Below are 22282 nucleotides of genomic sequence, written 5' to 3'. Positions count from 1 at the left end.
GGGTCCATTATCAACACTAGGCGTGACTCCACGCTATACTCAAAGGGCGATCTCGGGATATGCTTGGGGATGGCTCGCCGCTCTTCCGCGCTGACATCGCTGCCGTGGAGCGACGGTCTCGCCGCGGCGCTCGAGCAGGCGAGCGCCGCCGTCGGGCGGCTCGATGCGCGGACTTCCGCCACTTCGGGTGCTCGCGCGTGGCAATTGCGCGCCGCCTGGACCGGCTACGCCGCCGCGCTCCAGCTCCAGGGCCACGAGATCGACGAAATCGATGTTTTTTCGTGGGGCTGCGCCCTCCCCGTCCCCGGCCGGCCACGGATCGCGACGCTCGACGATCCCTTCGAAGGCTTCGCCAGATGGCAGGCCCAGTTCGCCGGAAACACCCGGCGCCACTGGCGCGAGGACCTGGGCGCGCGGGTCGAACCCGACCCGAGCTACGCCGGCCCCCGGCTGATCCGCGCGCTCGAGGCTCTGCGGCAGATCAGCATCGCCGAGAAATCGAAGTGCAGCATACGCACGGCGGCTGTGCAGCGCATCGGCATGGGTCCAGAAAGCGCGGCTTAGCTCTATACTGGGTGCGATCTCGGGTGCAGTCATTCTCTTTCGCCGGAAAACCGGTGAAGGGGCCGTTCCTGGTAATGATCGTCGCAGGCGAGTATCCGGAAGCGCACGGCTACGCACCATTGCGCGCATTTGCCCAACCGATTTATTCGGGCCGTCGCTTCATCCCGGTCAATTCCGAGTTCGAGCGAGACGTTCTGCGCGCGCTTCTGGAAGCGAGGCGCGAGCTAGCCGAGGAGGGCCTTGATATCTTTGTCGAGAAGCCCGTCTTTGATCACCTCACTCCCGCCGGCCCCTGCCGCCCCGACTTCCTGATCGAAGCGCGTTCAGGCACGACCGGCGAGATCAGGCAATGGATCTTGGAGGTGCTGGAGTTCGGCGAGCCCGAGGTCCACCAACGCGAAAGGCTTCGGCGAGTAGCGCCACTGTTGACTGTCACCCCGGCCGACCGCAACGCGGCGCACCTGGTAGCCCGACTCTCAGACGCCTTCGCCCTTTAAACGATCAGCTCCACCTCAACGTGAATCCGAACGAACTGACGATCGCGAGCGTCACGGGCGTCGAAAGCAGATAAAGCTTCTGCCACCGCCACCAGGATTTGGGGAGGAACAGCGCCACATCCTTGGCGCTGCGAAGCTGCGCCCAGGCCTTCTCGCGCCAGAGGCGACAGGCGAGAACAAGGATCGCCAAGGCCATTGCGATCGCGCAGCACAGAGCGGTCGCAGTATAAAGCGCCATCCAGTTGATCATTTCAGCATCGCTCAGATGCGCCATGGTCTACCCCATCGCTGCCAAACGAAGTCTCGCCTGTTCAACTGCGTTCCAACCCGCCGCGCGACTTATCACTTTTCTTTATCATCATGCTTCTCCGGTTTCTGCCGGTCCGCTAGCCTGACGCGCTTGACCGACGCCGCTTCGGCCAACGCATGCAAAGAAGCACGGCCCCGCCAAGCCAAAGTCCGAGGCCGCCGAGCGCAAACCCTAGAAGCCATGGCGTGTTGAAGTCCTCGTGATTCTTCCAATCCATGATGTGAAGGCTCCAGAAGAAGTCATAAAGCCGCCACGTGCCTGTCCTCACCGCCGCAATCCGGCCGGTATCGGCCGCCACGAAGATCCGAGTGGAGTCCGGATCGGCGAACGTCACACGCCAGGCGGGAAGCGTGCCGCGATATTCGGGACTGGCGCGATCGATCAGTTCCACGTTCACACTTGGGTGATCGTTGCTCCGCCAGGCGGCCCTCGCTACCGCTTGGGCTTGCGCCGCAGTTGGGGCGGGCAACAGTGCGCCCGTTCTCGCGTCGAACAGCCGCGTCCCTCGGGCCGTTGTCGCCTCAGCGACCGGGCGGCCAAGCCACATGCGATAGCTCACGGTCTCGATCCGCGTCCCGGTCGCCGCGACGATCACTGATGGTGGGACGAGCGCCACGCCGCGAGGCAAGGGCGCCACGGCTTTGCGGTCCACAAGGTGATCGCCATGCACTCGATCGATGGGCAAGAAGCTCATCAACGCGCCGCTCGCGAACCACAAAAGAAGCTGCGCGCCGACAATGATCGCGAGCCACTTGTGAGTGCGGCTCGCGAGAAGGTGCAGCCGAAGTTTGGTGCTTCTCAGGGTCGAATCTCCATCCTTGCGTGTCTCATTTCGTGCCTGCCAGATTCTTCATCATCCCGCGTGGCCGACAGGTGCGCCCGCGACCAGCGCTTGTACGGCTCAGCCGTCATCCCCGAGAGTTAGCGCACGAACGCCACCGTGTCCCAGACAGGGGATCCGGTGCGTCTTGCCCCCCGCCGGCTCGGCCGTCAGCTTACACCATGCTTGATAATCCAGGGCTGCTGAGCGGGCGTGAGGCGTTGCGCCACCCCTCGCCAGTTCGGGGCTTGCCGTTAAGGGCCTTGGCTCACCTCCGATTCCTCCGCGCCGGGGCGATAGATGACAGCCGCTGCACATCTCTCCGTAGAGGCCGACACCGACTGACACCCGTTGCGCCGACGCAAAATCCGGCCGCGCCCTTGGCAATCAGCCCGCTGGCACGGCGGTCGAACAGGTCAGTTGCTTGTCCGGCTTACAGATAGCGCCCGATCGCACTGCCCGGGCTCGGTCACGTCCTGAACTTCGGTGACGTTCAGGACGTGGCTGCGATCTCGATCGGTGGGCGGCCCAGCTTTTCGAGGGCGATCGCGTGACGGGCTAACCAACGACGGGATCTTTGACCCACCCCAAGGCATCGTGCAGCTCTGATATGTCGGCGTCGATGATCGCGTACAGGTCTTTATCTTCCTCGCGAAAGAACATGCGCGCCTTCGCTTCGTCTTCGGCAGGGGGAAGCATCGCTCCCAGGCGCTCCGGCCATTTCGCGTCTATGAATCTCATGAGCCGCTTCCAGGCCGCGGATCGGGTCTGATGGAGGCTCAGGACGGGAACGCCGTTTACTACAATCGCAAGGATCGTCACCTGCATGGTCACATACGCCCCCTCGATTTCGTCATGTTCGTGATGATCTTGCGGAGGAGGACAACGTCTAACCTCCTGGCAGCATGTTGTCGTGTTCTCGAGAACCCTCGCTAACCGGCCCGTCCGTCTGATGGCCTGCCATTCGAGCATTTCCTGTGAAGGCCAGTCCTGCAATCTCCCGCTTCCAACGCAAGCTGGGGAAGAAGGCGGGAACATGGGCCATGTACTGGCGGTAGCTATCGCCGTAGGTCGCGAGCGCGTATCTCTCCTCATGCTTAGCCAAACGAATGTACATCACCACCAGCACCGGAAACATGGCAAGCGTCAGAAGCGTCGGCCATTGTAGCAAGAAACCGAGCATGACGAGGATGAACCCTACGTATTGAGGGTGCCGCACCCGGGCGTAGACCCCCGTCATTGCCAATTCGTTTTTGCGCTGACTCGTGTGAAGCGCCGTCCACGCGATCGAGATTAGCCAAAAGCCTACACCAATCAGCACAAAGCTGGCGATGTGGAACGGGCCGAAATGCGGATTGATGCGCCAGCCGAACATCATTTCCAGGATGTGGCCAGCATCGTGGCTCCACCAGTCGACGCCGGGGAAATGCGACTGGAGCCACCCCGACAGCAGGAAGATGGTGAGCGGGAAGCCATACATTTCGGCGAAGAGCGCGACGATGAACGCACTGAACGCGCCGAAGCTGCGCCAGTCGCGCCGCGTTGCCGGCTTGAAGAAGCTGAACGCAAAGAGGATGAAAACGGCGGCATTGACCAGCGCGAGCCCCCACAGACCATAGCCATAGTCGGCGTGCGTCATCGCGACTCTCCTTCGATGCGGCCGTTGGGATTGGCCGGCAAGCCGGCGGGTGCCTGGCCGGGCTCATGGCCATGCTGATGCCCACCTTGGCCGTGGTGCATGAACAGGTGCATGAGCGGGCAGGCGAGCAGGATGAGATAGGGCAGCACACCCAGGAAGTGCGCGGTATGCTCGGTAATGAGGAAGAAGCTGGCGACGAGCAGGAAGCCGATCAGAACGATCTTGCCGCGCTTGCGCATGCGATGGTCATGTTCGCCCATATGCCGTTCTCTTCTAGTCAACCTCCAGCCTGCATAGGCTCGAGTCCAAGGAGCAAGGTATAAGTAGAGAGCGAAGTCCGAAGGGCATCGCGCAAGCATGGGTAAGGTGATCGATCGGATCGGCCACCGGTGTTCGCGCGACGCAACTGTCGGGAGCAGCAGTCGTGCTGCGGCTTTTGCGTATAGGCGTGCGGCGTCCGCGAATCAAAGCTGCGCTCACGAACATAATCGTGAGAGGCAGGCCCGCGTCCATGCACAAGAGAAAGAAACGGCACCATTCCCGCAACCAGTCCGGCGTGACCGTCCTCGAGCGCGAAGCAAGGATCGATCTGGCTAAGCGCCCGGCCGATGGTCTCGGCGTCGCCTTTCTCGGCGCATCGGGAACGGTCACAGGGTCGCGTTATCTGGTGGACGATGGTGAAACTCAGATCGTTGTCGATTCCGGCCTGTTTCAAGGACCCAGGGATCTGCGCCGCCTTAATTGGGCGCCAATTCCACCCGAAGTCGCCGATGTCGGCCAAGTCCTGCTGACCCACGCTCATCTCGATCACTCGGGCGCGCTACCGCGCATGGCGCGCCTGGGCTGGGACGGTACCGTCCTTGCCACCCGGGCGACCGCGGCCCTGTGCGAGCTCCTTCTTCCCGACAGCGGTCATCTGCAGGAAAAGGATGCGGAGTTCGCCAACCGGCACGGCTTCTCCAGGCACCAGCCGGCGCTGCCGCTCTACACCCAGGCTGACGCGCGTCTGGCATTGCAGCTCTTCCGGCCGATCGAGTTCGGAGCGTGGCATGCAGTCACGGACGGCATCAGGGTGCGCTATCATCGCGCCGGCCACATCCTCGGCGCGGCGTCGATCGAGATCGACTGGAAGGGGCGGACAATCCTCTTCTCAGGCGACATCGGCCGTTACGGCGATTCGGTGATGAAAGATCCCGAGCCGCCCGCGCGCGCCGACTATGTCCTGGTGGAATCGACCTATGGCGATCGGCGCCACGAGCAGGTCGATCCGACAAAGACGCTTGGAGATCATGTCGAACGATGCGTCGAGAGAGGAGGGACGGTGGTGATCCCGGCCTTCGCCGTGGGACGGGTCCAGTCGCTTCTCTATCATTTCTCGCGTCTGCGCGCGCAGGGACGCCTCCGCGACATCCCGATCTTCCTCGACAGCCCGATGGCGATCAACGCGAGCGGGCTGATGTGCGATTTCATGGACGAGCATCGCCTGGCCCGCGCCGAGTGCGAAGCGGCGTGCAGCGTCGCGCACTATGTGCGCGAAGTGGAGGAATCCAAGGAACTCACCGCCAACCCCGCCCCAAAGGTCATCATCTCGGCCAGCGGAATGGCAACGGGCGGCCGCGTGCTCCACCATCTCAAGCGCTTCGCGCCGGATGGGAAGAACCTCATCCTCTTCTCGGGCTTCCAGGCGGCGGGCACCCGCGGCGCCGCCATGATCGGCGGCGCCCGGACGATCAAGATCCACGGCGAGTATATCCCGGTCGAAGCCGAGGTCGCCAACCTGACGATGCTCTCGGCGCATGCCGACAGCGACGAGCTCATGCGCTGGCTCGGCTCGCTGCACGAGGCCCCGCGCCACGTCTATGTCACCCATGGCGAGCCGACCGGCGCCCACGTCCTGGCGAAGCGTGTCTCGGAGGAACTGGGCTGGGCATGCAGCGTACCGGCGCTGGGTAGCTGGGGCATGCTCGCGTGAAGCCCGGGATCATCGAGAACGCCGAAGCAGAGTCTGTCGCGACGACGCTGCGGGCACGCCGCATCGGCCTGTCGGGTGCCGGTAGCGATCTGATTGCGGTCATGCGCCACGACTGTCCCGTCTGCCGCTCGGAAGGTCTTGCGTCCCGCGCGCAGGTCGCGCTGCGCGCCGGCGGGCGGGAAATCGTCGTCTCGCTGCTGCACAGTTCCGCGGAGGCTCCAGCGCCCGGCGAGATCGGCCTCTCGGAATCCGCATGGCAGCGGCTCGGCGTCAGCGAGGGCGATCCGGTCGAGATCGCGCACGCCCAGCCTCTCGCCTCGCTCGCCGAAGTGCGTCGGCGTATCTATGGCAATCGTCTCAGTGACGGGGCTTTTTCAGCGATCATCACCGACATCGCCGAGCGACGCTATAGCGATGTCCATCTCTCGGCATTCGTCACGGCCTGCTCGGCGGTCCCGCTCGATACGGACGAAACGATCAGCCTGACCAGGGCGATGGTCGATGTCGGCGAGCGATTGCAGTGGCCCGGAACGGTCATCGTCGACAAGCATAGCGTCGGTGGATTGCCGGGCAATCGCACCACGCCGATCATCGTCTCGATCATGGCCGCGGAGGGCCTGATCATGCCCAAGACATCGTCGCGGGCGATCACCTCGCCGGCCGGCACGGCGGACACGATGGAGGTGCTGGCACCTGTCGACCTCGACGTTTCCGCAATCCGCAAGGTGGTCGAGCGCGAAGGCGGCTGCATCGCCTGGGGCGGCGCCGTCAATCTCAGCCCTGCCGACGACGTGATCATCGGCGTGGAGCGCGTGCTCGATATCGATGCCGTCGGGCAGATGGTCGCCTCGGTGCTGTCCAAGAAAGTCGCGGCCGGTGCGACCCATCTGGTCATCGACATCCCGGTCGGGCCGACCGCCAAGGTCCGCGGAGCCGCTGCCGCCGACACCCTCGAGCGCGCGCTGAGCTCGGTCGCCCAAGCCTTCGGGCTTCGCACGCGCGTGATGCGCGGCCCCGGCGCGGAGCCGATCGGACGGGGCATCGGTCCGGCGCTCGAGGCGCAGGATATCCTTGCCGTGCTCCAGGGGCAGCCTGGCGCCGAGGATCTCGCCCACCGGGCCTGCGAGCTGGCGGGAGGACTGCTTGAGCTCGCGGACGCGGCCCCGGCCGGCGAAGGCTATGCGCGTGCGCGGGCGTGCCTCGAAAGCGGCCGGGCCTGGGCCAAGTTCCAACGTATCTGCGAAGCGCAGGGCGGCATGCGGGCTCCACCGGTCGCCCGGTTCCAACAGGATATGATCGCTCCCTATAGCGGCCGCCTGGTGAGTATCGACAATCGCAAGCTCGCGACGGTCGCGAAGCTTGCCGGCGCGCCGATGGCCAAGGCCGCCGGCGTCGCGCTGCAGTGTCGGCTGAACCAGATGGTGGATGCCGGGGCTCCCTTGAGCACCATTCATGCCGAGAGCCCGGGCGAGCTCGATTATGCGGCGGCCTATGCGGTGAGCGACGGGCCGATCTTCGGGATTGAAGCGCTATGAACCGTCCCGTGCTGTTCGCGCTGTCTGGCAGCGAGGCCCTGGCACAGCCGCTATCCGCCGCACTCGATGCAGAGGTCGGCACGATCGAGCATCGTCAGTTTCCCGACGGGGAAACCTATCTCAGGGTCGTAAGCGACATCAGCGACCGCGACGTCATCCTGCTGTGCAGTCTCGATCATCCGGACGCCAAGCTGTTGCCGCTGCTGTTCGCAGCCGACACCGCGCGCGATCTGGGCGCTCGCAGGATCGGGCTCGTCGCCCCCTACCTCGCTTACATGCGCCAGGACATTCGCTTCCATGCCGGCGAGGCGGTGACGTCGCGAACCTTTGCCGCGATCCTGTCCCGCCATCTCGACTGGCTGGTGACGGTCGATCCGCATCTCCACCGCTATCATGCGTTGTCGGAAATCTACCGCATCCCGACCCAGGTTGTTCATGCTGCGCGGCTTCTGGCCTCGTGGATCAAGCGCAATGTCGCTCGTCCGCTGATCATCGGTCCGGACCTGGAAAGCGAACAGTGGGTCTCGCAGGTGGCGGCCGATGCCGATGCTCCGTTTCTCGTGTGCGAGAAAATCCGGTCCGGCGACCGTGACGTCACCATCTCGATTCCGAATGCCCCAGCGTTTCTCGATCGCCAGCCGGTGCTGGTCGACGATATCGCCTCATCCGGCCGGACCCTCGCCGAGGCGGCGCGCCAGCTGGTCGGCATGGGGTTCGCGCGACCGGATTGCGTGGTCGTGCATCCGCTTTTCGCCGGCGATGCAGCGCAAGTCCTGGGTGGGCTCGTCGAGAGGATCGTGAGCACGAACGCTGTTGCGCATACCTCTAATGATATCGACGTGATGCCGGCGATTGCGGAGGCCGTTCGTCACGGAATTTGAACGGTGCGCTGCGCGTCAGTTCTTCAGTACTCAATGCTCAATGCACGATGAAAACGAACGCCCGGCAAACGCCGGGCGCATTCCCATCCATTGACCCTACACGAGCCCGAACCAATCTTCCGGGAACTTCGCTTTCGGAGAAAGTCGCGGCAGGAAAGGAGGATATGTCATGTCGCACACACGCTCTTTCCTTGATCCCTTCATCGTTGCTCGGACCCGCAGCTTGAGCCCGAAGTGAAGCCCGCCATCCTTGCATCCTGGGCGTCCGATCGCTCCGCCGTCGAGGGCCAACCGGCCCTCCGTCGCCCGCCAGCATCCCGGTGCCGGTCGACGATGTGATGGCAGCGCTGCGCTGGCTCGATCGCGCTGAGCGCGGCGCGGGCCTGGCATCCTTGGTTCGTCAGGAACAACCCGGTATCGGTGCCATCCTCGCCGGGAATATCGAAACTGCGACACGGAAGGCGGGCGATCTCTGCGATGATCAGCCTTCGATCTCAAAACCCTATGATCACCGGTTCGTGCTGAATCGGATTCGCCGTGCCGTAGCGGCGCGCGAGCGGAGCTGCGATCCGCCCCGGACATCGGCGTTACGGCGCGCTGCTGACACAGAATAGCGATTATCAGCTTCTTGCCATGACAACATGACGCGTCGAGCTTAGGAGCAACCAGCGCGCTCATCCCCCAAGAGGCGTGCCCACTCCCGGCGGCAGCGTCTTGCGGCGCCTTGCCGCCGGGAGACCAGAGGGAGCGCCGCCCCGTTCGCAAGAGCGGTCATCTCGCAAAGTTCGGCACATGATGCCGGGTCGCTTACCCCCCTCTCGCCGAGCACCTGCCTTGCCTGTTGTGATGCGGCGGTATTTCGGCCTTGACCTTGGACCATGGTCCTACCCGTAGAAGGTCTCCCCTTTGAAGCTGTGCCCGCTGGGGTGCGCAGCAATGCCAACACGTCCGGGGGGCCATGGAGAGCAAGCGCGTCGTTCATGTCATTGATGACGAAGAAACAATCAGGAAAGCTGTAGGATTCACATTAAGGACAGCGGGATTTGCCGTCGAGACCTATGGCTCGGGAGTCGACTTTCTGAAAATTGCAGATGAAGCTGAAAGAGGTAGCATCGTTCTCGACATGCACATGCCGGACATGAACGGTCTACAGGTTCAGGCAGCGCTGACGCAGATGGATATAAGCATGCCAGTCGTGATGCTGACCGGCAACGGAGACATTGCGCTTGCTGTCCAAGCGATGAAGGCGGGTGCTGTCGATTTCCTGGCCAAACCTATCGAACGGGCGCTGCTGCTCGATGCGATAGACCGAGCGTTCGCGCGCATCGACACGGCCGAGGGGCGCGCTCTCGAAGAAGCCGAGGCATGCCGACAGGTCGATCTACTGACACCGCGCGAACGGGATGTTCTCGAAGGCCTTGCGCAAGGCCTTCCGAACAAGACCATCGCCTATGATCTGGGCATTTCTTCACGGACGGTCGAAGTCCATCGCGCGAGCATCATGTCCAAGCTTGGAGTCCGTACCCTTGCCGAAACCTTGCGGATCGCCTTTGCGGCTGGAATGGGAAGGCCGCTGTAGGTAAAGGCGGCCAGGGCTGCTGCGGTTGAATCTCTGCGTGTCACCTGATGGCGCGGACATAGTGCCTGCCGGGATGCATCGACGTTGTTCATCAGCTTTTGGCGGAATTTTCGTGAGCCCAGGCGAAGGGTCGCGCTTGATTGCTATCGCGAAAGGAGATGAAACTCTTCCAACAGCTGGGCGATCTCTGTGCCTTCAAGCTTCTTCATCAACAGCTTGCGCAGGAAGGACGGGCCGGGAATGTCGATCCCTTTGCCATCCCTGAGCGGCCCGATTGTGGCCAGAAGCGTGCGGATATCATAGGTTGAGTTGAACACTTCCGGCACGCCGCGTTCGACCTTCATCAGCGTGTAGACGGCCTCCATCGGCGTGCGCACCGAATATTCCGTCGTGAAGATACAATCACGCTGCTTCGACTCGGCAAACTGGCCGACAAAGGCGAAGTTGACCGCGCCCTCGGGCACCACGTCCGGCCGGTCGCCGGCCTGGCGCGGCATGAAGAAGGCGGTGATGTAGGGCATCATCACCGGCACGGTCGTCGCCCCCGTCGCGGCGAGCCCAGGAATATCCTCGACCGGCACGCCGAGATGATAGAGCCATTCTTGCGTGATCTCCTCGCCCGTACAGTCCTGCATCGGCTTCTTCACATAGTCGCCGGGTCGGTCGACGAACAAGGCATAGAACCAGGCGACGATCTGGTCCTTCGGCTGCTTCCTGAAGTGGGGTTGCCGGCTCACCGTCCAGCTCAGCAGCCAGCTCGAGTCCTTGACCGTGATGATGCCGCCGGTCACCACCGTGCCGCTGAACGGATCGCGCCTGGCGATCTTGCGAATGTACGCCGGAATGCGCGCGTCGAGCGTGGTGATGGTCGCCGACGCCCATTTGGTTTCCGGGATATGGGATCCAAACACGTCGGGACGACCAAAGGCCGGGTCCTTGGCCGCGATCCGGCGCCACAGGTCCCAGGCCGGCGCCGGCCCCTCATTCAGCCTGGCCGGTGTATGATGATCGCCATTGTCGGAATTCTCGGTCAGCGATCCGATGGTGATGAAGACGAGGTCGTCGGCGCCGAGATCGACGCCGCCTTCGACCCCGTTTTCGATCCAGGCAATCCGGGTCGCCTGTTTGCGGCCGGGCCGGATGTCGAAATCGACGTCGGTGACCTCGACGCCGTAGCGAAACCTGACGCCGCGATCCTGCAGCCAGTTGACCAGCGGCAGGACCATCGATTCATATTGATTGTAGCGGTTGAACTTGAGTGAGGAGAAATCCGCCAGACTGCCGATATGGTGGATGAAGCGATGGAGATAGAGCTTCATCTCAAGCGCGGAATGCCATTCCTCGAAGGCGAACATGGTGCGCCAGTAGAGCCAGAAGTTGCTCCTGAGGAAATCATCGCCGAAGACTTCGTTGATCCGCTTGTTCTCCATCTCCTCCCGCGTCGCGAGGAAGACGGAGATCAGATCTCTTCGCGCGCGATCGCTGAGTGTCAGCAAAGCCTTGTCAGGCACATCCTGGCCCTGGTTCTGCGTGACGCGCTGCAGCGAAAAATTCGGATCGTCCTTGTTGAGCCGGTAGAATTCGTCGAGCACACTCGCATCCTCGATCTCCAGCGAAGGGATCGAGCGATAGAGATCCCAGAGGCATTCGAAATGCTCCTCCATCTCGCGCCCTCCGCGGATGACGAACCCCTTTTCGGGGACGTCGAGGCCGTCGAGCGCGCCGCCGGGAACATGCAGCTCCTCAAGGATGGTAATACGCTCGCCGGCGACGCCGCCGTCGCGGATCAGGAACGCCGCGCCCGCTAGTCCCGCAAGACCCGAGCCGACGAACCAGGCCGTCTTCCTGTCAGCGCCCTCAGGTTTGCGGGGGCGCACGAAAGCTTCGTAGTTTCCGCTACTATAGTGCATGGCGAACTCCCTCTTCGATCCCGACGACAATGGCGGTTCTGCGGTTTCTTGCTGAACAGCAGAAGTGCCTGCCCTGCATTCATTCTCGCCGATGTCGCCCGCCGCTCAGTTCGACGACTTCACTGGTGATCTGATCCTGACGCGTGAGGCGCTCCTCGAGGCGCAGGGCCTCGCCCTTGCGATCGATGTGGCTGCGGGCGGTCGCCATGGTGCGCAGCCGTGCCTCATTCTCGGCGACGAACGTCTCGACCGCAGCCGCGCAGATCTGGGCGAAGACATATTCCGCGGTCAGGTCGCCGATAAGGTCCGCCGCGTTGATATTGACGAGCGGCGGCAAATCCGCCGTGGACGCGGGGAAAGTGTCGAGGTCGAGCGGCAGGAGGCTCGCGCGCACGATCGAGACGCCCTTGCCGCTGCTCCAGACCGGATAAGCCATGGTGATGGGCACCGCGCCGGTCTCGTCCAGATAGTCGTACAGCGCGTCGATGATGCTTGTCGCGAGTGCGGGCAGCGCATCGGCCTTGCTCGGCATGCTCGCGCTCCATGCGATGCGCAGACCGCGCTCGGTCGCAAGCGTGGCCGTGCGCGCGCCAATCAGAAGAATATGCCTGTCCTGCATGTCGGCCGCGGCGCCGTCGAGCAGCTGCTCCGGAAAGGCCCCGGCAAAGCCTTGCTCCGCACCGAACAGGATAAGGCCGCCTCTCGCACCACCGACCGCCCGCGCCGGAAAACGCGCCAGTGGCTCGTCAAGGCGGCGCGCCTGGCCAATGGCGGTGCGGGCGGTCTCCGCATAGCGTCGCACCGCGGGCAGCAGCGCGCGCGCCTGCTGCGCCCGCTGCGCGGCGATGCCCTGCATGGCGTTGACCACCGCACCGAGCTGGCGGACGGTCTCGATCCGGTGGCCGATCTCGGCGAGGCGATCGCTCATGATGCAGAACCGGCCGGCTGGCTTTCGATCAGCGCTTTCACCGTCGTTATCAGAGCGGACCGCTGCGCGGTGTCGATCTGTCCAGTCCGCTCGATCTGCGCGCATAGATCGGGGACGTGATCGTCGATCCAGGCGGGCAGCCGCGCGCGGAGCGACGGTATCTCCGAGACCACCATGCCATCGAGCAACCCTTCGCCGAGCGCCACGGCCAGCGCCACCTGGTCGACGACCCGTAGGGGACTCGACAGCGGTTGCACGAGCAAGGCGCGCAAGCGCTTGCCCCGTTCGATCTGGGCGCGGACACGCGGCTCGGGCTGCTCGCCGAAGCGGGTGAACATCTCGAGCTCGAGGAACTGCGCATAGTCGAGGCGCATGGTCCCGCTCGCGTCGCGCAGGACGCGAAGCTGCGTCTTGCCGCCGACCCGGCTCACGCTCGTGCCCACGTCGATGGCGGGCTTGTGCCCCTGCGCGAACAGCTTCGCGTCGAGAATGATCTGACCGTCGGTGATCGAGATCAGATTGGTCGGAATATAGGCGCTGACGTTGCCGGCATCGGTCTCCGCGATCGGCAGAGCCGTGAGCGAACCGCCCCCCTTCTCCGTCGAGAGACGCGCCGCACGTTCGAGCAGGCGGGAATGGAGGAAGAAGACGTCGCCTGGATAGGCCTCGCGCCCGGGCGGCTGTCCGATCAGCAGGGCGATCTCGCGATGGGTCGCGGCATGCTTGGTGAGATCGTCGAGCACCACCACCGCATGGCCGCCACCATCCCGAAAATACTCGGCCATCGTGAAGCCCGCGAACGGCGCGATCCATTGCAGCCCCGGCGCCGCGGCGGGGCTCGCCACGACGAAGATGGTGCGATCCGGCGCGCCATGCCGCCGCACCTGATCGACCACGCGCGCGACCGCCGAGCTTTTCTGGCCGATCGCGACATAGACGCAGATCATGTCGCTGGTGCGCTGGTTGATGATCGTGTCGACCGCGAGCGCCGTCTTGCCGGTGGCGCGGTCACCGAGAATGAGTTCGCGCTGCCCCCGGCCGATGGCGAACATCGCATCGATTGCGAGCGTGCCGGTCTGCACCGGCTGGACGACGAGGTCGCGTTCGATGATCGCCGGCGCCGGCCGTTCGACAGGATCGAAGCGCCTGGCCCGGATCGGCGCGCCCCCATCGAGCGGACGGCCGAGCGGATCGACGACTCGGCCAAGCAATGCCTCGCCAACCGGCACGCGCACCACCTCGCCCGAGCCGGTTACGGTGTCTCCTGCCTCCACCTGTGCGGCATCGTCGAGCAGCACGCAGCCAATCCGGTCCCGGTCGAGCGTGTGGACGAATCCGGTCTGGCCCCGGGCGAGATAGAGCAATTCGTCGAGGCGCGAGTCCGGAAGGCCCGAGACCATGGCAACGCCGTCGCCGATCGATTCCACCCGGCCAATTGCATCGACACGCGGCCCGAGATTGGCGCGCGCGATGCAGCTCTGGGCCTGCGTCAGCCAGTCTTCAGGCGATCCGGGCATGATTGTCCTCATTGAGGCTCTCCACCATGGCGTCGAGATCGGCGCGCCAGCTGTTGCGCACGACGGCGTGGGGCGTGCGAAGCTCCGCGCCGGCGATGAGATCTGGATCGACCGCGAAAATCGGGGTCGCGGTATCCGGCAGGATTTCGCCAAGCGCGCGCGCTACCTGCGTCTGCAGATCGGCCGTCAGCGGCGCGGGCGTCGCGACGGTGACGGGCCCGGCGGCCGCCAGGCTGAGGCGATCCGCCTCGGAAAGGTCCCCGAGCCGCGCCTTGAGCGCGTCGACCATGGCCTGCACCGTCTGCTCGGGCGGGAGACGAGCGAGCAACGTGCCTGCCATCGAGGCGGCGAGGCTCGCTGCCTTTTCCCGCCACTGCGCCGCCACCCGCCCGCGTTCGGCATCGATCGCCGCATGGCCTTGCTCGACGACGGCGTCCGCCTCGAGCCTGGCCTGCGCGAGGAGGCGCTGGCGCTCCGCTTCGGCCTCGGTCCGGATCTCGGCGCGGCGAGCCGCCGCATCCGCGACGAAGCCGTCATTCTGCGTCTTGAGCGCCTGCGCTTCGGCCTGTGCCCGGTCCTTTGCCTCCCGCGCTTCGTCGAGCAGCGCCTGGGCCGATGCCTGGCGGGCAGCGATGGCATCCATCACCGGACGGAACAGGAAGCGTCCGAGCAGCCACACGAGGATGAGGACATTGACCGCCTGCAGCGCGAGCGTCCACCAGTCGATCCGCATGTCAGGCGAACGGGTTGGCGAAGAGCAGCAGCAGCGCAATCACGAGGCAGTAGATCGCCATCGTCTCGATCATCGCGAGGCCCACGAACAGCGTGCGCGAGATGGTGTTGGCGGCTTCGGGCTGGCGCGCGATCGCGTCCATCGCGGCGGCGACGGCCCTGCCCTGCCCGAGCGCCGGGGCGATTGCGCCGATCGAGATCGCGAAAGCGGCGCCGAGGATGCTGGCGAGATGGATCCAGTTCATGCGGGGGACTCCTGTTTGGATGGCGGGCGGGCGCCGTTCTCGCTGATAGCGCTGCCGATAAAGACCATGGCGAGCGCGCCGAAAATGTAGGCCTGGACCGCGCCGGTCAGCATTTCGAGCGCCATCAGCGGGATCGGGACGAGCAGCCCGGCCAGGCTCAGCACGACGCCGATCATGAAGACACCGCTCATGACGTTGCCGAACAGGCGCACCATCAGCGAGAAGCTGCGGGTGAAGAGCTCGACGATATTGAGCGGGGCGAGCAGGATCGAGGGGCGCGCGAAGGTCGCGAGATAGGCCCTGGGCCCGAGCGCGCGGACGCCGAACCAGAGCGTCGCGCCGAAGACGATCAGCGCCAGCGCCGCGTCGGTTTCGAGGGTCGCGGTCGGCGGCTCGACGCCGGGGATCAGCGACGACCAGTTGGCGACCAGCAGGAACAGGAACAGCGTGCCGATCAGCGGCAGATAACGCCGCGGCTCCGCCTCCATCGTCTCGCGGATCTGGCCGGCGACGGTCTCGACGACCAGCTCGAGCGCCGCTTGGGCTCGGGTTGGGCGTAACGCAAGGCGGCGGGTCAGCAGCCAGCTTCCGATTGTAAGGACGGCCATGATGCCCCAGGTCGTGGCGACCGGCTGGCTGATCGGCACCGGACCGATCGCGAACAGCACATGGCTTTCAAGTGGTGACGCGAATATCATCGGGCGCCTCCGAGCCGGTGGAGCATGATCTGGCGCCCGCCCATGAAGCCGGTTGTTGCGGCAAGAAGCGCCGGCCACCCTTGCCGGCTGGCGATGACAAGAACCAGAATAGTGACGGCGAGGCGCCCGAGCCTGAGCAGGATCGCGCGCGATGCCGGGCCGCCATGGGTGACGAGGTCGGCTTCTCTGGCGATGGCCGCGAAATGGGCGAGGCCGACCGCAAATCCGAGGGCCAGGAACAGGATGGGGGAGAGCTGGCTCATTGCCGGTGCATCCAGCGCCAGCCCGACCAGCAGCCGAGGGCGAGCCCGACGAGCAGGAGCGGCGCGGTCCAGAAGATGCCGCTATCCAGCCGGTGGTCGAGCCAGCGGCCGATCGCGAGACCGACCAGCGCGGGCAGGACGATCTGCCAGCCGAGCACGCCGATCTGGCCGAGATTGCGGGCGACGGAAGGAAGCCGCTGCGCAAGCCGCCGCCGTTCCGCGCGGGTCCGGATGGCTTCGACGATCGGCTGCTCGGGCTTGTCCGTGCTCACAGGCCGATCTCCCGGCCACCACCCTGCAGGGCCTCGACCATATGGCGGATCGCCTGCATCCTGAGCTTCGCCGACGCGGTCCGTTCGGATCGTTCGCCCTCGTCGCGCTCGCGGTAGCGCGCGAGCACGTCATGCTCGAGCGTTCCAAGGTCATCGCCGACATGGCCTTCGCGCGTCGCGACCGCGACCTCCGTGCCGTGGCTCACGGTCAGAATGCCGTTGCGCACCGCGCAATAGCCGGGAGCGCCATCGGGGCCGCGCCAGGAGACGATCGAGACGCCAAGCGCGGTCAGGAAATCGGCATGGCCCGACAGGATGCCGAAACTGCCGCTGGCATCCTCGGCGCGAACCGACGCGACATCGGCGTCGACGAGGATCGCGGTCGGATCGGTGATGCGCAGCTTCATGCGCCCTGCCCCACGCGAGAGCGTGCCTCTTCAATATCGCCCACCATGTAGAAGGCGCTTTCGGGCCAGTCGTCGGTCTCGCCCGACAGGATGGCCGCGACGCCCTTCAGGGTATCAGCCAGCGCCACCGAGCGGCCGGCCTGTCCGGTGAAGGCCTGGGTCACCATGAAAGGCTGGGTCAGGAAGCGCTGGAGCCGCCGCGCCCTGCCGACGATCAGCCGGTCTTCGCGGCCCAGTTCCTCGATGCCGAGCAGCGAGATGATGTCCTGGAGCTCGCGATAATGCGCGATCGTCTCGCGGGCCTGCTGGGCGAGCGCGTAATGATGATCGCCCACGACCTGCGGATCGAGCAGGATCGACGAGGACCCCAAGGGATCGACCGCGGGATAGATGCCTTCGGCCGCCATGGCGCGCGAGAGCAGAATGGAACTGTCGAGATGGGCGGAGATGGCGGTGACTGCCGGGTCGGTGAAATCGTCGGCGGGCACATAGACCGCCTCGATCGCGGTCACCGCAGCCCCATGCACAGAGGCGATGCGCTCCTGCAGCGCGGCCACCTCGCTGGCCAGCGTCGGCTGATAGCCGACGCGCGAAGGCATGCGTCCAAGCAGGCCCGACACCTCGCTGCCGGCCTGGACGAAGCGGAACACATTATCCATGAGCAGCAGGACGTTGCGCTTCTGCTCGTCGCGGAAATGTTCGGCGATGGTGAGCGCGGTCAGCCCGACCCGCCAGCGCGCGCCCGGCGGCTCGTTCATCTGCCCGAAAACGAGCACGGTCTTGTCGATCACACCCGAGCCGCGCATGTCGGTGAGCAGCTCATGGCCCTCGCGCGATCGCTCGCCGATGCCCGCGAACACTGAGACACCCTCGTAGCGGGCGACCATCGCGTTGATGAGTTCCATCACCAGCACGGTCTTGCCCACCCCCGCGCCCCCGAACATGGCGGCCTTGCCGCCCTGGGCAAGCGGTGCGAGCAGATCGATGACCTTGATGCCGGTCTCGAACATCGCCGTCGCCGCGCTCTGCTCGTCGAGCGGTGGGGGTGCGCGATGGATCGGCCTCAATGGCACATCCGGTCCGAGCGGCGCGCCGCCGTCCCCCACCTGCCCGGTCGGCGTAAGGAGCCGCCCAAGAACCTTGTCTCCGACCGGAACCGCGATGGGTGCGCCTAAGGCCACCACGCCGACATTGCGCGCCAGACCGGAGGTCGGCTGAAGCGCGACGGCGCGGACGGTCCGATCATCAATATGGCTCTGCACTTCCGCGACCAGCGGGCCTGACGCCGCATCGATGCGCAGTGCTTCATTGACTGCGGGCAGCGGCCCTTCGTCGAACTCGACATCGAGGACGGGACCGCGGAGCGCCGCAATCCGGCCGAGCCTGGCTATGGACGGTATCACGCCCATGCCGGTTGCCGGGTCAGACCATAATCATGCCCGACCGTGCCGCGATCATGACGGGACGGGTAGAAGTCGCTGCCCGCGGGCACGACATGGACGACAAGCCAAAAGTGCATTGGCTGAGCGTCGCAGGCAAGCCGCAGATTCGGCATACGTAGAGTTACCGATTCTCTCTGATTCAGCCTCGCCGAATATCGGCGGCGCGACGCGATGAGCCTCAGGCCAGGGCTGCATGCCCGATACGCTGGAGCTTAGACGCGAAGAGAAAGGTTCATCGTCCCATGCCCTATCCGGTCGATCAACTTGCCGCGCTCGCCAAAGCGAATGTCGGCCTGATGCTGAAGCTCGCCGAAGTCGCCCGGAAAGGTGGCGAAGAGTCGCTCGAGGTCGGCAACCGCGCCGCCGGCCGCTTCGCCGAAGAGGCGCGTGCCTCGATTGCGGGCGCGACGGACAAGACGTCGGACGCCGGCGCGGTCAGCCCGGCCGGACCGCGGGCACTGTTCGAGGACATGGCCACGGTCCGCGAGCATATGATTGCCGGCACAAGATCGGCGTTCGAGGAATGGCAGCAGGCCTGGCAGGCCGTCGCGAGCGCTCAGACGGCTCCCGGGGCGCTGGATGCCTTTGCTGCCATTGTCGGACCATGGTTCGGGCAGAAAAGCCCGGGCGACGGCGAGAAGCAGGCCACCAGCGACAAATAGGATAGCCCCCGATCGCGGCGAGCCGCCCTAGCCGAGCAGGTGCTGACCGCCATCGACCGGAATGATCGTACCGGTGATATGGCGGCCGGCATCGCTCACCAGGAAGGCGGCGAGCCCTCCGACATCCTCGATGGTCACGAGCTGGTGCTGCGGGACCGTCGCCGCGGCCCGTTCGAGCAGCTCGTCGAAGCGGTCGATGCCGCTGGCAGCGCGGGTCGCGATCGGGCCTGGCGAGATCGCATGGGCGCGAATGCCCTTGGGGCCAAGCTCAGCCGCGACATAGCGGGTCGCGCTTTCGAGGGCCGCTTTGACCGGCCCCATCAGGTTGTAGTGCTCGACCACCCGCTCCGACCCGTAGAAGGTGACGCACAGCAGGCAGCCGCCATCCGACATCAGCGGCTCGGCGAGACGCGCCATGCGCAGGAAGCTGTGGCACGAGACGTCCATCGCCAGCGCGAGGCCTTCGGCCGAGCTGTCGACGACGCGGCCGTGCAAATCCTCGTTCGGCGCGAAAGCGATCGAATGAAGCAGGAAATCGAGGCCGCCTTATTCGGACTTCACCCGCTCGAACAGGGCCTCCAGTTCGCCCGGCACCCGGACATCGCACGCGGCGAGCCATTCGACTCCCAGGGTCTCCGCGACGGGCGCCACGAGCGGCTCGGCCTTTCCGTTGAGATAGGTCGCCGCCAGTCTCGCGCCACAGTCGTGGAAGGCCTGGGCGCAGCCCGCCGCGATGCTCTGCGCGTTGGCGATGCCGATCACCAGGCCGCGCTTGCCAGTAAGATCGACGAGAGGTTTCATGGTTTCGGCTCCTCACGCAGAAGATCGGCGGTGTGGATGGCGATCATCCACTCCTCGTCGGTCGGGATGATGCGCACCGTGACACGGCTGAACGGCGCGCTGATGACCGACGCTCCGCGGAGATTCGCGTCCGTGTCGAGCGCCACGCCGAGCCAGCGGAGCCGATCGGCGACGCGGGCGCGGATTTCAGGCGCATTCTCGCCGATCCCGGCGGTAAACACGAAGCTATCGAGCCCCCCGAGCGAGGATGCGAGGGCGCCAGCCTGGCGCGCGATCTGCCAGACGAAGAGGTCGATCGCTTCCCCAGCGGCGGGCGTTTCGCTGCCGAGAAGCGCGCGCATGTCGCTCGATGTGCCGGACACGCCCAAAAGGCCGGACTCACTGTAGAGGAGATGCTCGACTTCGCGCGCCGTCATGCCCCTCTGCTGGAGAAGATAGAGCACCGCGCCCGGGTCGAGCGCTCCGCACCGCGTGCCCATCACCAATCCGTCGAGTGCGGTGAACCCCATCGTCGTGTCGATGCTGCGCCCCCCGTCCATCGCACAGAGGCTGGCCCCGTTGCCGAGATGCGCGGCGATCGTGCGGCCACCGCCTGTATCGGGATCGATCAAACGCAGCTGCCGCGCGATATATTCGTAGGAGATGCCGTGAAAGCCGTAGCGCCGCATGCCCTCTTCGCCGAGCGCGCGCGGCAGCGCGAGGCGCGTCGCAACCGGGGGCTGGCCATGATGGAAGCCGGTGTCGAAGCAGGCGACTTGCAGCAGAGCGGGGCGCAGCCTGGAGACGGCGCGGACCGCGGCGAGATTATGGGGCTGATGCAATGGCGCCAGTGGGCAAAGCGCCTCGAGTGCGGCGAGGAGTGGCGCGTCGACCCGCGCCGGCGCTGAATAGTCGGCGCCCCCATGAACGATCCGATGTCCTACCGCGATCAGATCCTCGCCGACCGAAGCTTCGATCTCCCGCAGCAAATCCTTGAGCAGCGTCTCATGCGTGATCGTGACGTCTTTCGTCCAGCGCCGGTCGGCAAGGACATCCCCCTTCGCATCGCGCGCGATCAGGTGCGGCTCAAGGCCGATATTCTCGATCTTGCCGCTCGCCAGCAAAGAGGGCTCATCAGTGCCCGGCTCGGCGTAGAGCGCGAACTTAAGGCTCGACGAACCGGCGTTGAGGCACAGGATTTCAGCCATCGCGGCGCTGTCCCGCAACGCCGGGAGACGCCTTGGTTGCAGCCCGCGCCAGCAGCACCGCGAGCGCGCAGGAGGCGAGGCGCGTGCGCACGCTGTCTGCCCGGCTGGTGAGGATGATCGGAACGCGCCCGCCGAGCACCACGCCTGCGGCATCGGCGCCGCCCAGGAAGGTCAGCTGCTTTGCGAGCATGTTGCCGGCCTCCAGATTGGGCACCAGCAGGATGTCCGCCCGGCCGGCGACCGGCGAGACGATACTTTTGTCGCGCACGGCCGCCTCGCTGATCGCATTATCGAGGGCGAGCGGTCCATCGAGCAGCGCGCCTTCGATCTGGCCCCGGTCCGCCATCTTGCAGAGCGCCGCGGCATCCAATGTGGTGCGCATCCTTGGATTGACCGTCTCGACGGCGGCGAGGATCGCGACCCTGGGTTGTTCGATCCCGATCACATGGGCAAGGTCGATCGCGTTGCGCGCGATGTCGGCCTTGTCCTCAAGCGTCGGCTCGATGTTAATCGCGGCGTCGGTGATGATGAGCGGGCGCGGATAGCCGGGCACATCCATCACATAGGCGTGGCTGATCCTGCGTTCGGTCCGAAGGCCCATGTCGGACGATACGACCGCGCCCATGAGCTCGTCGGTATGAAGCGAACCCTTCATCAGCAGCGCGGCTTCGCCGGCCCGTACGCGCGCGACGGCTTCGGCGGCGGCGGCGTGGCTGTGCGGGACCCCGATCACCCGGAAGGCGGCAATATCGACACCGGCGTCCTTCGCCGCATTCGTCATACGCGCCGCAGGTCCGATGAGAATTGGAACGACGATGCCGGCGTCGGCGGCCTCAGCCACCGCGCGCATGGCGTCGGCGCTGCACGGATGGACCACGGCCGTGACGCACGCGGATCCGTCCTTGGCGCGCTCCATCAACTGGCGGAAGCGGTCGTGGCTGGCGATCCGCACGTCGGGAAGCGGCATGCGGGGCCGGCTGACTTTCTCGGTGGGCGCCTTGACCTCGGCCTGGCCGCTGATGACGGTCTCGCCCTTTTGGTTCACGCAGGCGCAGTCGAGAACGATGACATGATGCTCGGCGCGCTTCTGCGCGACGGTGACGCAGGCCGTGATGGTGTCGCCGACGCCCACCGGGCAGGTGAAGCGAAGCGATTGGCCGAGATAGATCGCACCGGGCCCTGGCAGCTCGGTTCCCAGGATCGCCGAGATGAGCCCCGCGCCCCACATGCCATGAGCGATGACCCTGTGGAACATGTCCGTTTCGGCATAGACAGGGTCGAGATGCGCCGGATTCACGTCGCCTGACACCGCCGCGAAGAGCTGGATGTCGTCGGCGGTCAGCGTGCGGGTGAGGCTGGCCGTGTCGCCGACGGCGATCTCGTCGAACGTGCGGTTCTCGATGAGGTTGGCGGTGGCCATG

25 protein-coding genes and 2 pseudogenes are annotated in these 22282 nt (G+C 65.4%); 9 read left to right on the top strand and 18 right to left on the bottom strand.

Annotation, left to right across the window (positions count from 1 at the left end; all coding sequences use genetic code 11):
- Nucleotides 1-69: 69 nt before the first annotated feature.
- Together AX709_RS18720 and AX709_RS15185 are read left to right on the top strand one after the other, a co-directional pair.
- Entirely contained in the window at nt 70-564 is a 495-nt protein-coding gene (locus AX709_RS18720; protein ID WP_053000798.1) for a hypothetical protein, read from the top strand.
- A gap of 23 nt (nt 565-587) precedes the next feature.
- On the top strand, nt 588-1061 hold the full coding sequence (locus tag AX709_RS15185) for a hypothetical protein (RefSeq protein WP_197419027.1): 474 nt from the start codon (nt 588-590) through the stop codon (nt 1059-1061).
- A 4-nt stretch (nt 1062-1065) separates the two neighbouring features.
- Here the strand turns inward: AX709_RS15185 and AX709_RS15180 are convergent, their stop codons facing one another.
- From AX709_RS15180 to AX709_RS15160, 5 genes are all read right to left on the bottom strand, one after another.
- On the bottom strand, nt 1066-1335 hold the full coding sequence (locus AX709_RS15180) for a hypothetical protein (protein ID WP_037448046.1): 270 nt from the start codon (nt 1333-1335) through the stop codon (nt 1066-1068).
- 112 nt (nt 1336-1447) lie between these two features.
- Nucleotides 1448-2152 (bottom strand): PepSY domain-containing protein, encoded by a 705-nt coding sequence (locus AX709_RS15175; RefSeq protein ID WP_331386562.1) that lies wholly within the window; start codon nt 2150-2152, stop codon nt 1448-1450.
- 597 nt (nt 2153-2749) lie between these two features.
- Nucleotides 2750-3025: a hypothetical protein gene (locus AX709_RS15170; RefSeq protein ID WP_030541607.1), complete on the bottom strand. Its 276-nt coding sequence runs from the start codon at nt 3023-3025 to the stop codon at nt 2750-2752.
- 55 nt (nt 3026-3080) lie between these two features.
- Nucleotides 3081-3830: a methyltransferase family protein gene (locus AX709_RS15165; RefSeq protein WP_082731805.1), complete on the bottom strand. Its 750-nt coding sequence runs from the start codon at nt 3828-3830 to the stop codon at nt 3081-3083.
- Nucleotides 3827-4090 (bottom strand): DUF2933 domain-containing protein, encoded by a 264-nt coding sequence (locus tag AX709_RS15160; protein WP_013039078.1) that lies wholly within the window; start codon nt 4088-4090, stop codon nt 3827-3829. Before AX709_RS15160 ends, AX709_RS15165 begins: the two co-directional genes overlap by 4 nt.
- A gap of 251 nt (nt 4091-4341) precedes the next feature.
- Here AX709_RS15160 and AX709_RS15155 point away from each other — a divergent pair, with 251 nt between their 5' ends.
- The 6 genes and pseudogenes from AX709_RS15155 to AX709_RS15135 all read left to right on the top strand — a co-directional run bounded on the left by AX709_RS15155 (nt 4342) and on the right by AX709_RS15135 (nt 9797).
- On the top strand, nt 4342-5802 hold the full coding sequence (locus AX709_RS15155) for an MBL fold metallo-hydrolase RNA specificity domain-containing protein (protein WP_021245239.1): 1461 nt from the start codon (nt 4342-4344) through the stop codon (nt 5800-5802).
- Entirely contained in the window at nt 5799-7337 is a 1539-nt protein-coding gene (locus AX709_RS15150; RefSeq protein ID WP_030541610.1) for a thymidine phosphorylase family protein, read from the top strand. Before AX709_RS15155 ends, AX709_RS15150 begins: the two co-directional genes overlap by 4 nt.
- On the top strand, nt 7334-8218 hold the full coding sequence (locus AX709_RS15145; protein ID WP_030541611.1) for a ribose-phosphate pyrophosphokinase: 885 nt from the start codon (nt 7334-7336) through the stop codon (nt 8216-8218). The genes AX709_RS15150 and AX709_RS15145 overlap by 4 nt, the downstream gene beginning before the upstream one ends.
- A 169-nt stretch (nt 8219-8387) precedes the next feature.
- A pseudogene (locus AX709_RS19690) lies at nt 8388-8583 on the top strand (hypothetical protein); the annotation flags it as partial.
- Nucleotides 8557-8832: a hypothetical protein gene (locus AX709_RS18715; protein WP_140159542.1), complete on the top strand. Its 276-nt coding sequence runs from the start codon at nt 8557-8559 to the stop codon at nt 8830-8832. The pseudogene AX709_RS19690 and the gene AX709_RS18715, both read left to right, overlap by 27 nt.
- A 344-nt stretch (nt 8833-9176) precedes the next feature.
- On the top strand, nt 9177-9797 hold the full coding sequence (locus tag AX709_RS15135) for a response regulator transcription factor (protein ID WP_030541612.1): 621 nt from the start codon (nt 9177-9179) through the stop codon (nt 9795-9797).
- 143 nt (nt 9798-9940) lie between these two features.
- Here the strand turns inward: AX709_RS15135 and AX709_RS15130 are convergent, their stop codons facing one another.
- The 10 genes from AX709_RS15130 to atpD form a co-directional block, all read right to left on the bottom strand.
- Nucleotides 9941-11707: an oleate hydratase gene (locus AX709_RS15130; protein WP_030541613.1), complete on the bottom strand. Its 1767-nt coding sequence runs from the start codon at nt 11705-11707 to the stop codon at nt 9941-9943.
- A 79-nt stretch (nt 11708-11786) separates the two neighbouring features.
- Nucleotides 11787-12635 carry a F0F1 ATP synthase subunit gamma gene (locus AX709_RS15125; RefSeq protein WP_046408699.1) on the bottom strand — a complete coding sequence of 283 codons (849 nt, stop codon included), beginning with the start codon at nt 12633-12635 and terminating at the stop codon, nt 11787-11789.
- Nucleotides 12632-14152: a F0F1 ATP synthase subunit alpha gene (locus AX709_RS15120; protein ID WP_030541615.1), complete on the bottom strand. Its 1521-nt coding sequence runs from the start codon at nt 14150-14152 to the stop codon at nt 12632-12634. The genes AX709_RS15125 and AX709_RS15120 overlap by 4 nt, the downstream gene beginning before the upstream one ends.
- Nucleotides 14136-14885 carry a F0F1 ATP synthase subunit B family protein gene (locus AX709_RS15115; RefSeq protein WP_030541616.1) on the bottom strand — a complete coding sequence of 250 codons (750 nt, stop codon included), beginning with the start codon at nt 14883-14885 and terminating at the stop codon, nt 14136-14138. Before AX709_RS15115 ends, AX709_RS15120 begins: the two co-directional genes overlap by 17 nt.
- 1 nt (nt 14886) lies before the next feature.
- Nucleotides 14887-15129 (bottom strand): F0F1 ATP synthase subunit C, encoded by a 243-nt coding sequence (locus AX709_RS15110; RefSeq protein ID WP_046408697.1) that lies wholly within the window; start codon nt 15127-15129, stop codon nt 14887-14889.
- Nucleotides 15126-15827 carry a F0F1 ATP synthase subunit A gene (locus tag AX709_RS15105; RefSeq protein ID WP_030541618.1) on the bottom strand — a complete coding sequence of 234 codons (702 nt, stop codon included), beginning with the start codon at nt 15825-15827 and terminating at the stop codon, nt 15126-15128. The genes AX709_RS15110 and AX709_RS15105 overlap by 4 nt, the downstream gene beginning before the upstream one ends.
- A complete protein-coding gene (locus tag AX709_RS15100; RefSeq protein ID WP_017501319.1) occupies nt 15824-16090 on the bottom strand; it encodes an ATP synthase subunit I in 267 nt (88 codons plus the stop codon). Before AX709_RS15100 ends, AX709_RS15105 begins: the two co-directional genes overlap by 4 nt.
- A complete protein-coding gene (locus tag AX709_RS15095; RefSeq protein WP_030541619.1) occupies nt 16087-16362 on the bottom strand; it encodes an AtpZ/AtpI family protein in 276 nt (91 codons plus the stop codon). The genes AX709_RS15100 and AX709_RS15095 overlap by 4 nt, the downstream gene beginning before the upstream one ends.
- Nucleotides 16359-16769 (bottom strand): F0F1 ATP synthase subunit epsilon, encoded by a 411-nt coding sequence (locus tag AX709_RS15090; protein ID WP_030541620.1) that lies wholly within the window; start codon nt 16767-16769, stop codon nt 16359-16361. Before AX709_RS15090 ends, AX709_RS15095 begins: the two co-directional genes overlap by 4 nt.
- Nucleotides 16766-18178, bottom strand: a complete 1413-nt coding sequence (gene atpD / locus AX709_RS15085) for a F0F1 ATP synthase subunit beta (RefSeq protein WP_046408695.1) — start codon at nt 18176-18178, stop codon at nt 16766-16768. The genes AX709_RS15090 and atpD overlap by 4 nt, the downstream gene beginning before the upstream one ends.
- A gap of 275 nt (nt 18179-18453) precedes the next feature.
- Here atpD and AX709_RS15080 point away from each other — a divergent pair, with 275 nt between their 5' ends.
- A complete protein-coding gene (locus AX709_RS15080; RefSeq protein ID WP_030541621.1) occupies nt 18454-18873 on the top strand; it encodes a hypothetical protein in 420 nt (139 codons plus the stop codon).
- Nucleotides 18874-18900: 27 nt separating this feature from the next.
- Here the strand turns inward: AX709_RS15080 and fabI are convergent.
- The 3 genes and pseudogenes from fabI to AX709_RS15065 all read right to left on the bottom strand — a co-directional run bounded on the left by fabI (nt 18901) and on the right by AX709_RS15065 (nt 22281).
- A pseudogene (gene fabI / locus AX709_RS18710) lies at nt 18901-19674 on the bottom strand (enoyl-ACP reductase FabI).
- Nucleotides 19671-20861 (bottom strand): acetate/propionate family kinase, encoded by a 1191-nt coding sequence (locus AX709_RS15070; protein WP_007406370.1) that lies wholly within the window; start codon nt 20859-20861, stop codon nt 19671-19673. The pseudogene fabI and the gene AX709_RS15070 overlap by 4 nt, the downstream one beginning before the upstream one ends.
- Complete coding sequence (locus AX709_RS15065) at nt 20854-22281, bottom strand: bifunctional enoyl-CoA hydratase/phosphate acetyltransferase (protein WP_066550586.1); 1428 nt, start codon at nt 22279-22281, stop codon at nt 20854-20856. The genes AX709_RS15070 and AX709_RS15065 overlap by 8 nt, the downstream gene beginning before the upstream one ends.
- Nucleotide 22282 lies beyond the last annotated feature (1 nt).

The sequence above is a fragment of the Sphingomonas sp. CCH15-F11 genome (assembly GCF_001557005.1).
In the GTDB taxonomy this organism is placed as follows: Bacteria; Pseudomonadota; Alphaproteobacteria; order Sphingomonadales; family Sphingomonadaceae; genus Sphingomonas.
The sequence above is the reverse complement of the archived record's forward strand: the minus strand, read 5'-3'. Positions and strand labels throughout refer to the sequence as shown.

What these genes read in the sequence shown, in the direction of transcription:
- AX709_RS15120 (WP_030541615.1), bottom strand. Translation starts at nt 14,152, where the DNA reads ATGCCCGGATCGCCTGAAGACTGGCTGACGCAGGCCCAGAGCTGCATC.
- AX709_RS15080 (WP_030541621.1), top strand. Translation starts at nt 18,454, where the DNA reads ATGCCCTATCCGGTCGATCAACTTGCCGCGCTCGCCAAAGCGAATGTC.
- AX709_RS15135 (WP_030541612.1), top strand. Translation starts at nt 9,177, where the DNA reads ATGGAGAGCAAGCGCGTCGTTCATGTCATTGATGACGAAGAAACAATC.
- AX709_RS15180 (WP_037448046.1), bottom strand. Translation starts at nt 1,335, where the DNA reads ATGGCGCATCTGAGCGATGCTGAAATGATCAACTGGATGGCGCTTTAT.
- AX709_RS18715 (WP_140159542.1), top strand. Translation starts at nt 8,557, where the DNA reads ATGGCAGCGCTGCGCTGGCTCGATCGCGCTGAGCGCGGCGCGGGCCTG.
- AX709_RS15125 (WP_046408699.1), bottom strand. Translation starts at nt 12,635, where the DNA reads ATGAGCGATCGCCTCGCCGAGATCGGCCACCGGATCGAGACCGTCCGC.
- AX709_RS15115 (WP_030541616.1), bottom strand. Translation starts at nt 14,885, where the DNA reads ATGCGGATCGACTGGTGGACGCTCGCGCTGCAGGCGGTCAATGTCCTC.
- AX709_RS15145 (WP_030541611.1), top strand. Translation starts at nt 7,334, where the DNA reads ATGAACCGTCCCGTGCTGTTCGCGCTGTCTGGCAGCGAGGCCCTGGCA.
- AX709_RS15105 (WP_030541618.1), bottom strand. Translation starts at nt 15,827, where the DNA reads ATGATATTCGCGTCACCACTTGAAAGCCATGTGCTGTTCGCGATCGGT.
- AX709_RS15160 (WP_013039078.1), bottom strand. Translation starts at nt 4,090, where the DNA reads ATGGGCGAACATGACCATCGCATGCGCAAGCGCGGCAAGATCGTTCTG.
- AX709_RS15100 (WP_017501319.1), bottom strand. Translation starts at nt 16,090, where the DNA reads ATGAGCCAGCTCTCCCCCATCCTGTTCCTGGCCCTCGGATTTGCGGTC.
- AX709_RS15090 (WP_030541620.1), bottom strand. Translation starts at nt 16,769, where the DNA reads ATGAAGCTGCGCATCACCGATCCGACCGCGATCCTCGTCGACGCCGAT.
- AX709_RS15165 (WP_082731805.1), bottom strand. Translation starts at nt 3,830, where the DNA reads ATGACGCACGCCGACTATGGCTATGGTCTGTGGGGGCTCGCGCTGGTC.
- AX709_RS15110 (WP_046408697.1), bottom strand. Translation starts at nt 15,129, where the DNA reads ATGAACTGGATCCATCTCGCCAGCATCCTCGGCGCCGCTTTCGCGATC.
- AX709_RS18720 (WP_053000798.1), top strand. Translation starts at nt 70, where the DNA reads ATGGCTCGCCGCTCTTCCGCGCTGACATCGCTGCCGTGGAGCGACGGT.
- AX709_RS15070 (WP_007406370.1), bottom strand. Translation starts at nt 20,861, where the DNA reads ATGGCTGAAATCCTGTGCCTCAACGCCGGTTCGTCGAGCCTTAAGTTC.
- AX709_RS15130 (WP_030541613.1), bottom strand. Translation starts at nt 11,707, where the DNA reads ATGCACTATAGTAGCGGAAACTACGAAGCTTTCGTGCGCCCCCGCAAA.
- AX709_RS15065 (WP_066550586.1), bottom strand. Translation starts at nt 22,281, where the DNA reads ATGGCCACCGCCAACCTCATCGAGAACCGCACGTTCGACGAGATCGCC.
- atpD (WP_046408695.1), bottom strand. Translation starts at nt 18,178, where the DNA reads ATGGGCGTGATACCGTCCATAGCCAGGCTCGGCCGGATTGCGGCGCTC.
- AX709_RS15155 (WP_021245239.1), top strand. Translation starts at nt 4,342, where the DNA reads ATGCACAAGAGAAAGAAACGGCACCATTCCCGCAACCAGTCCGGCGTG.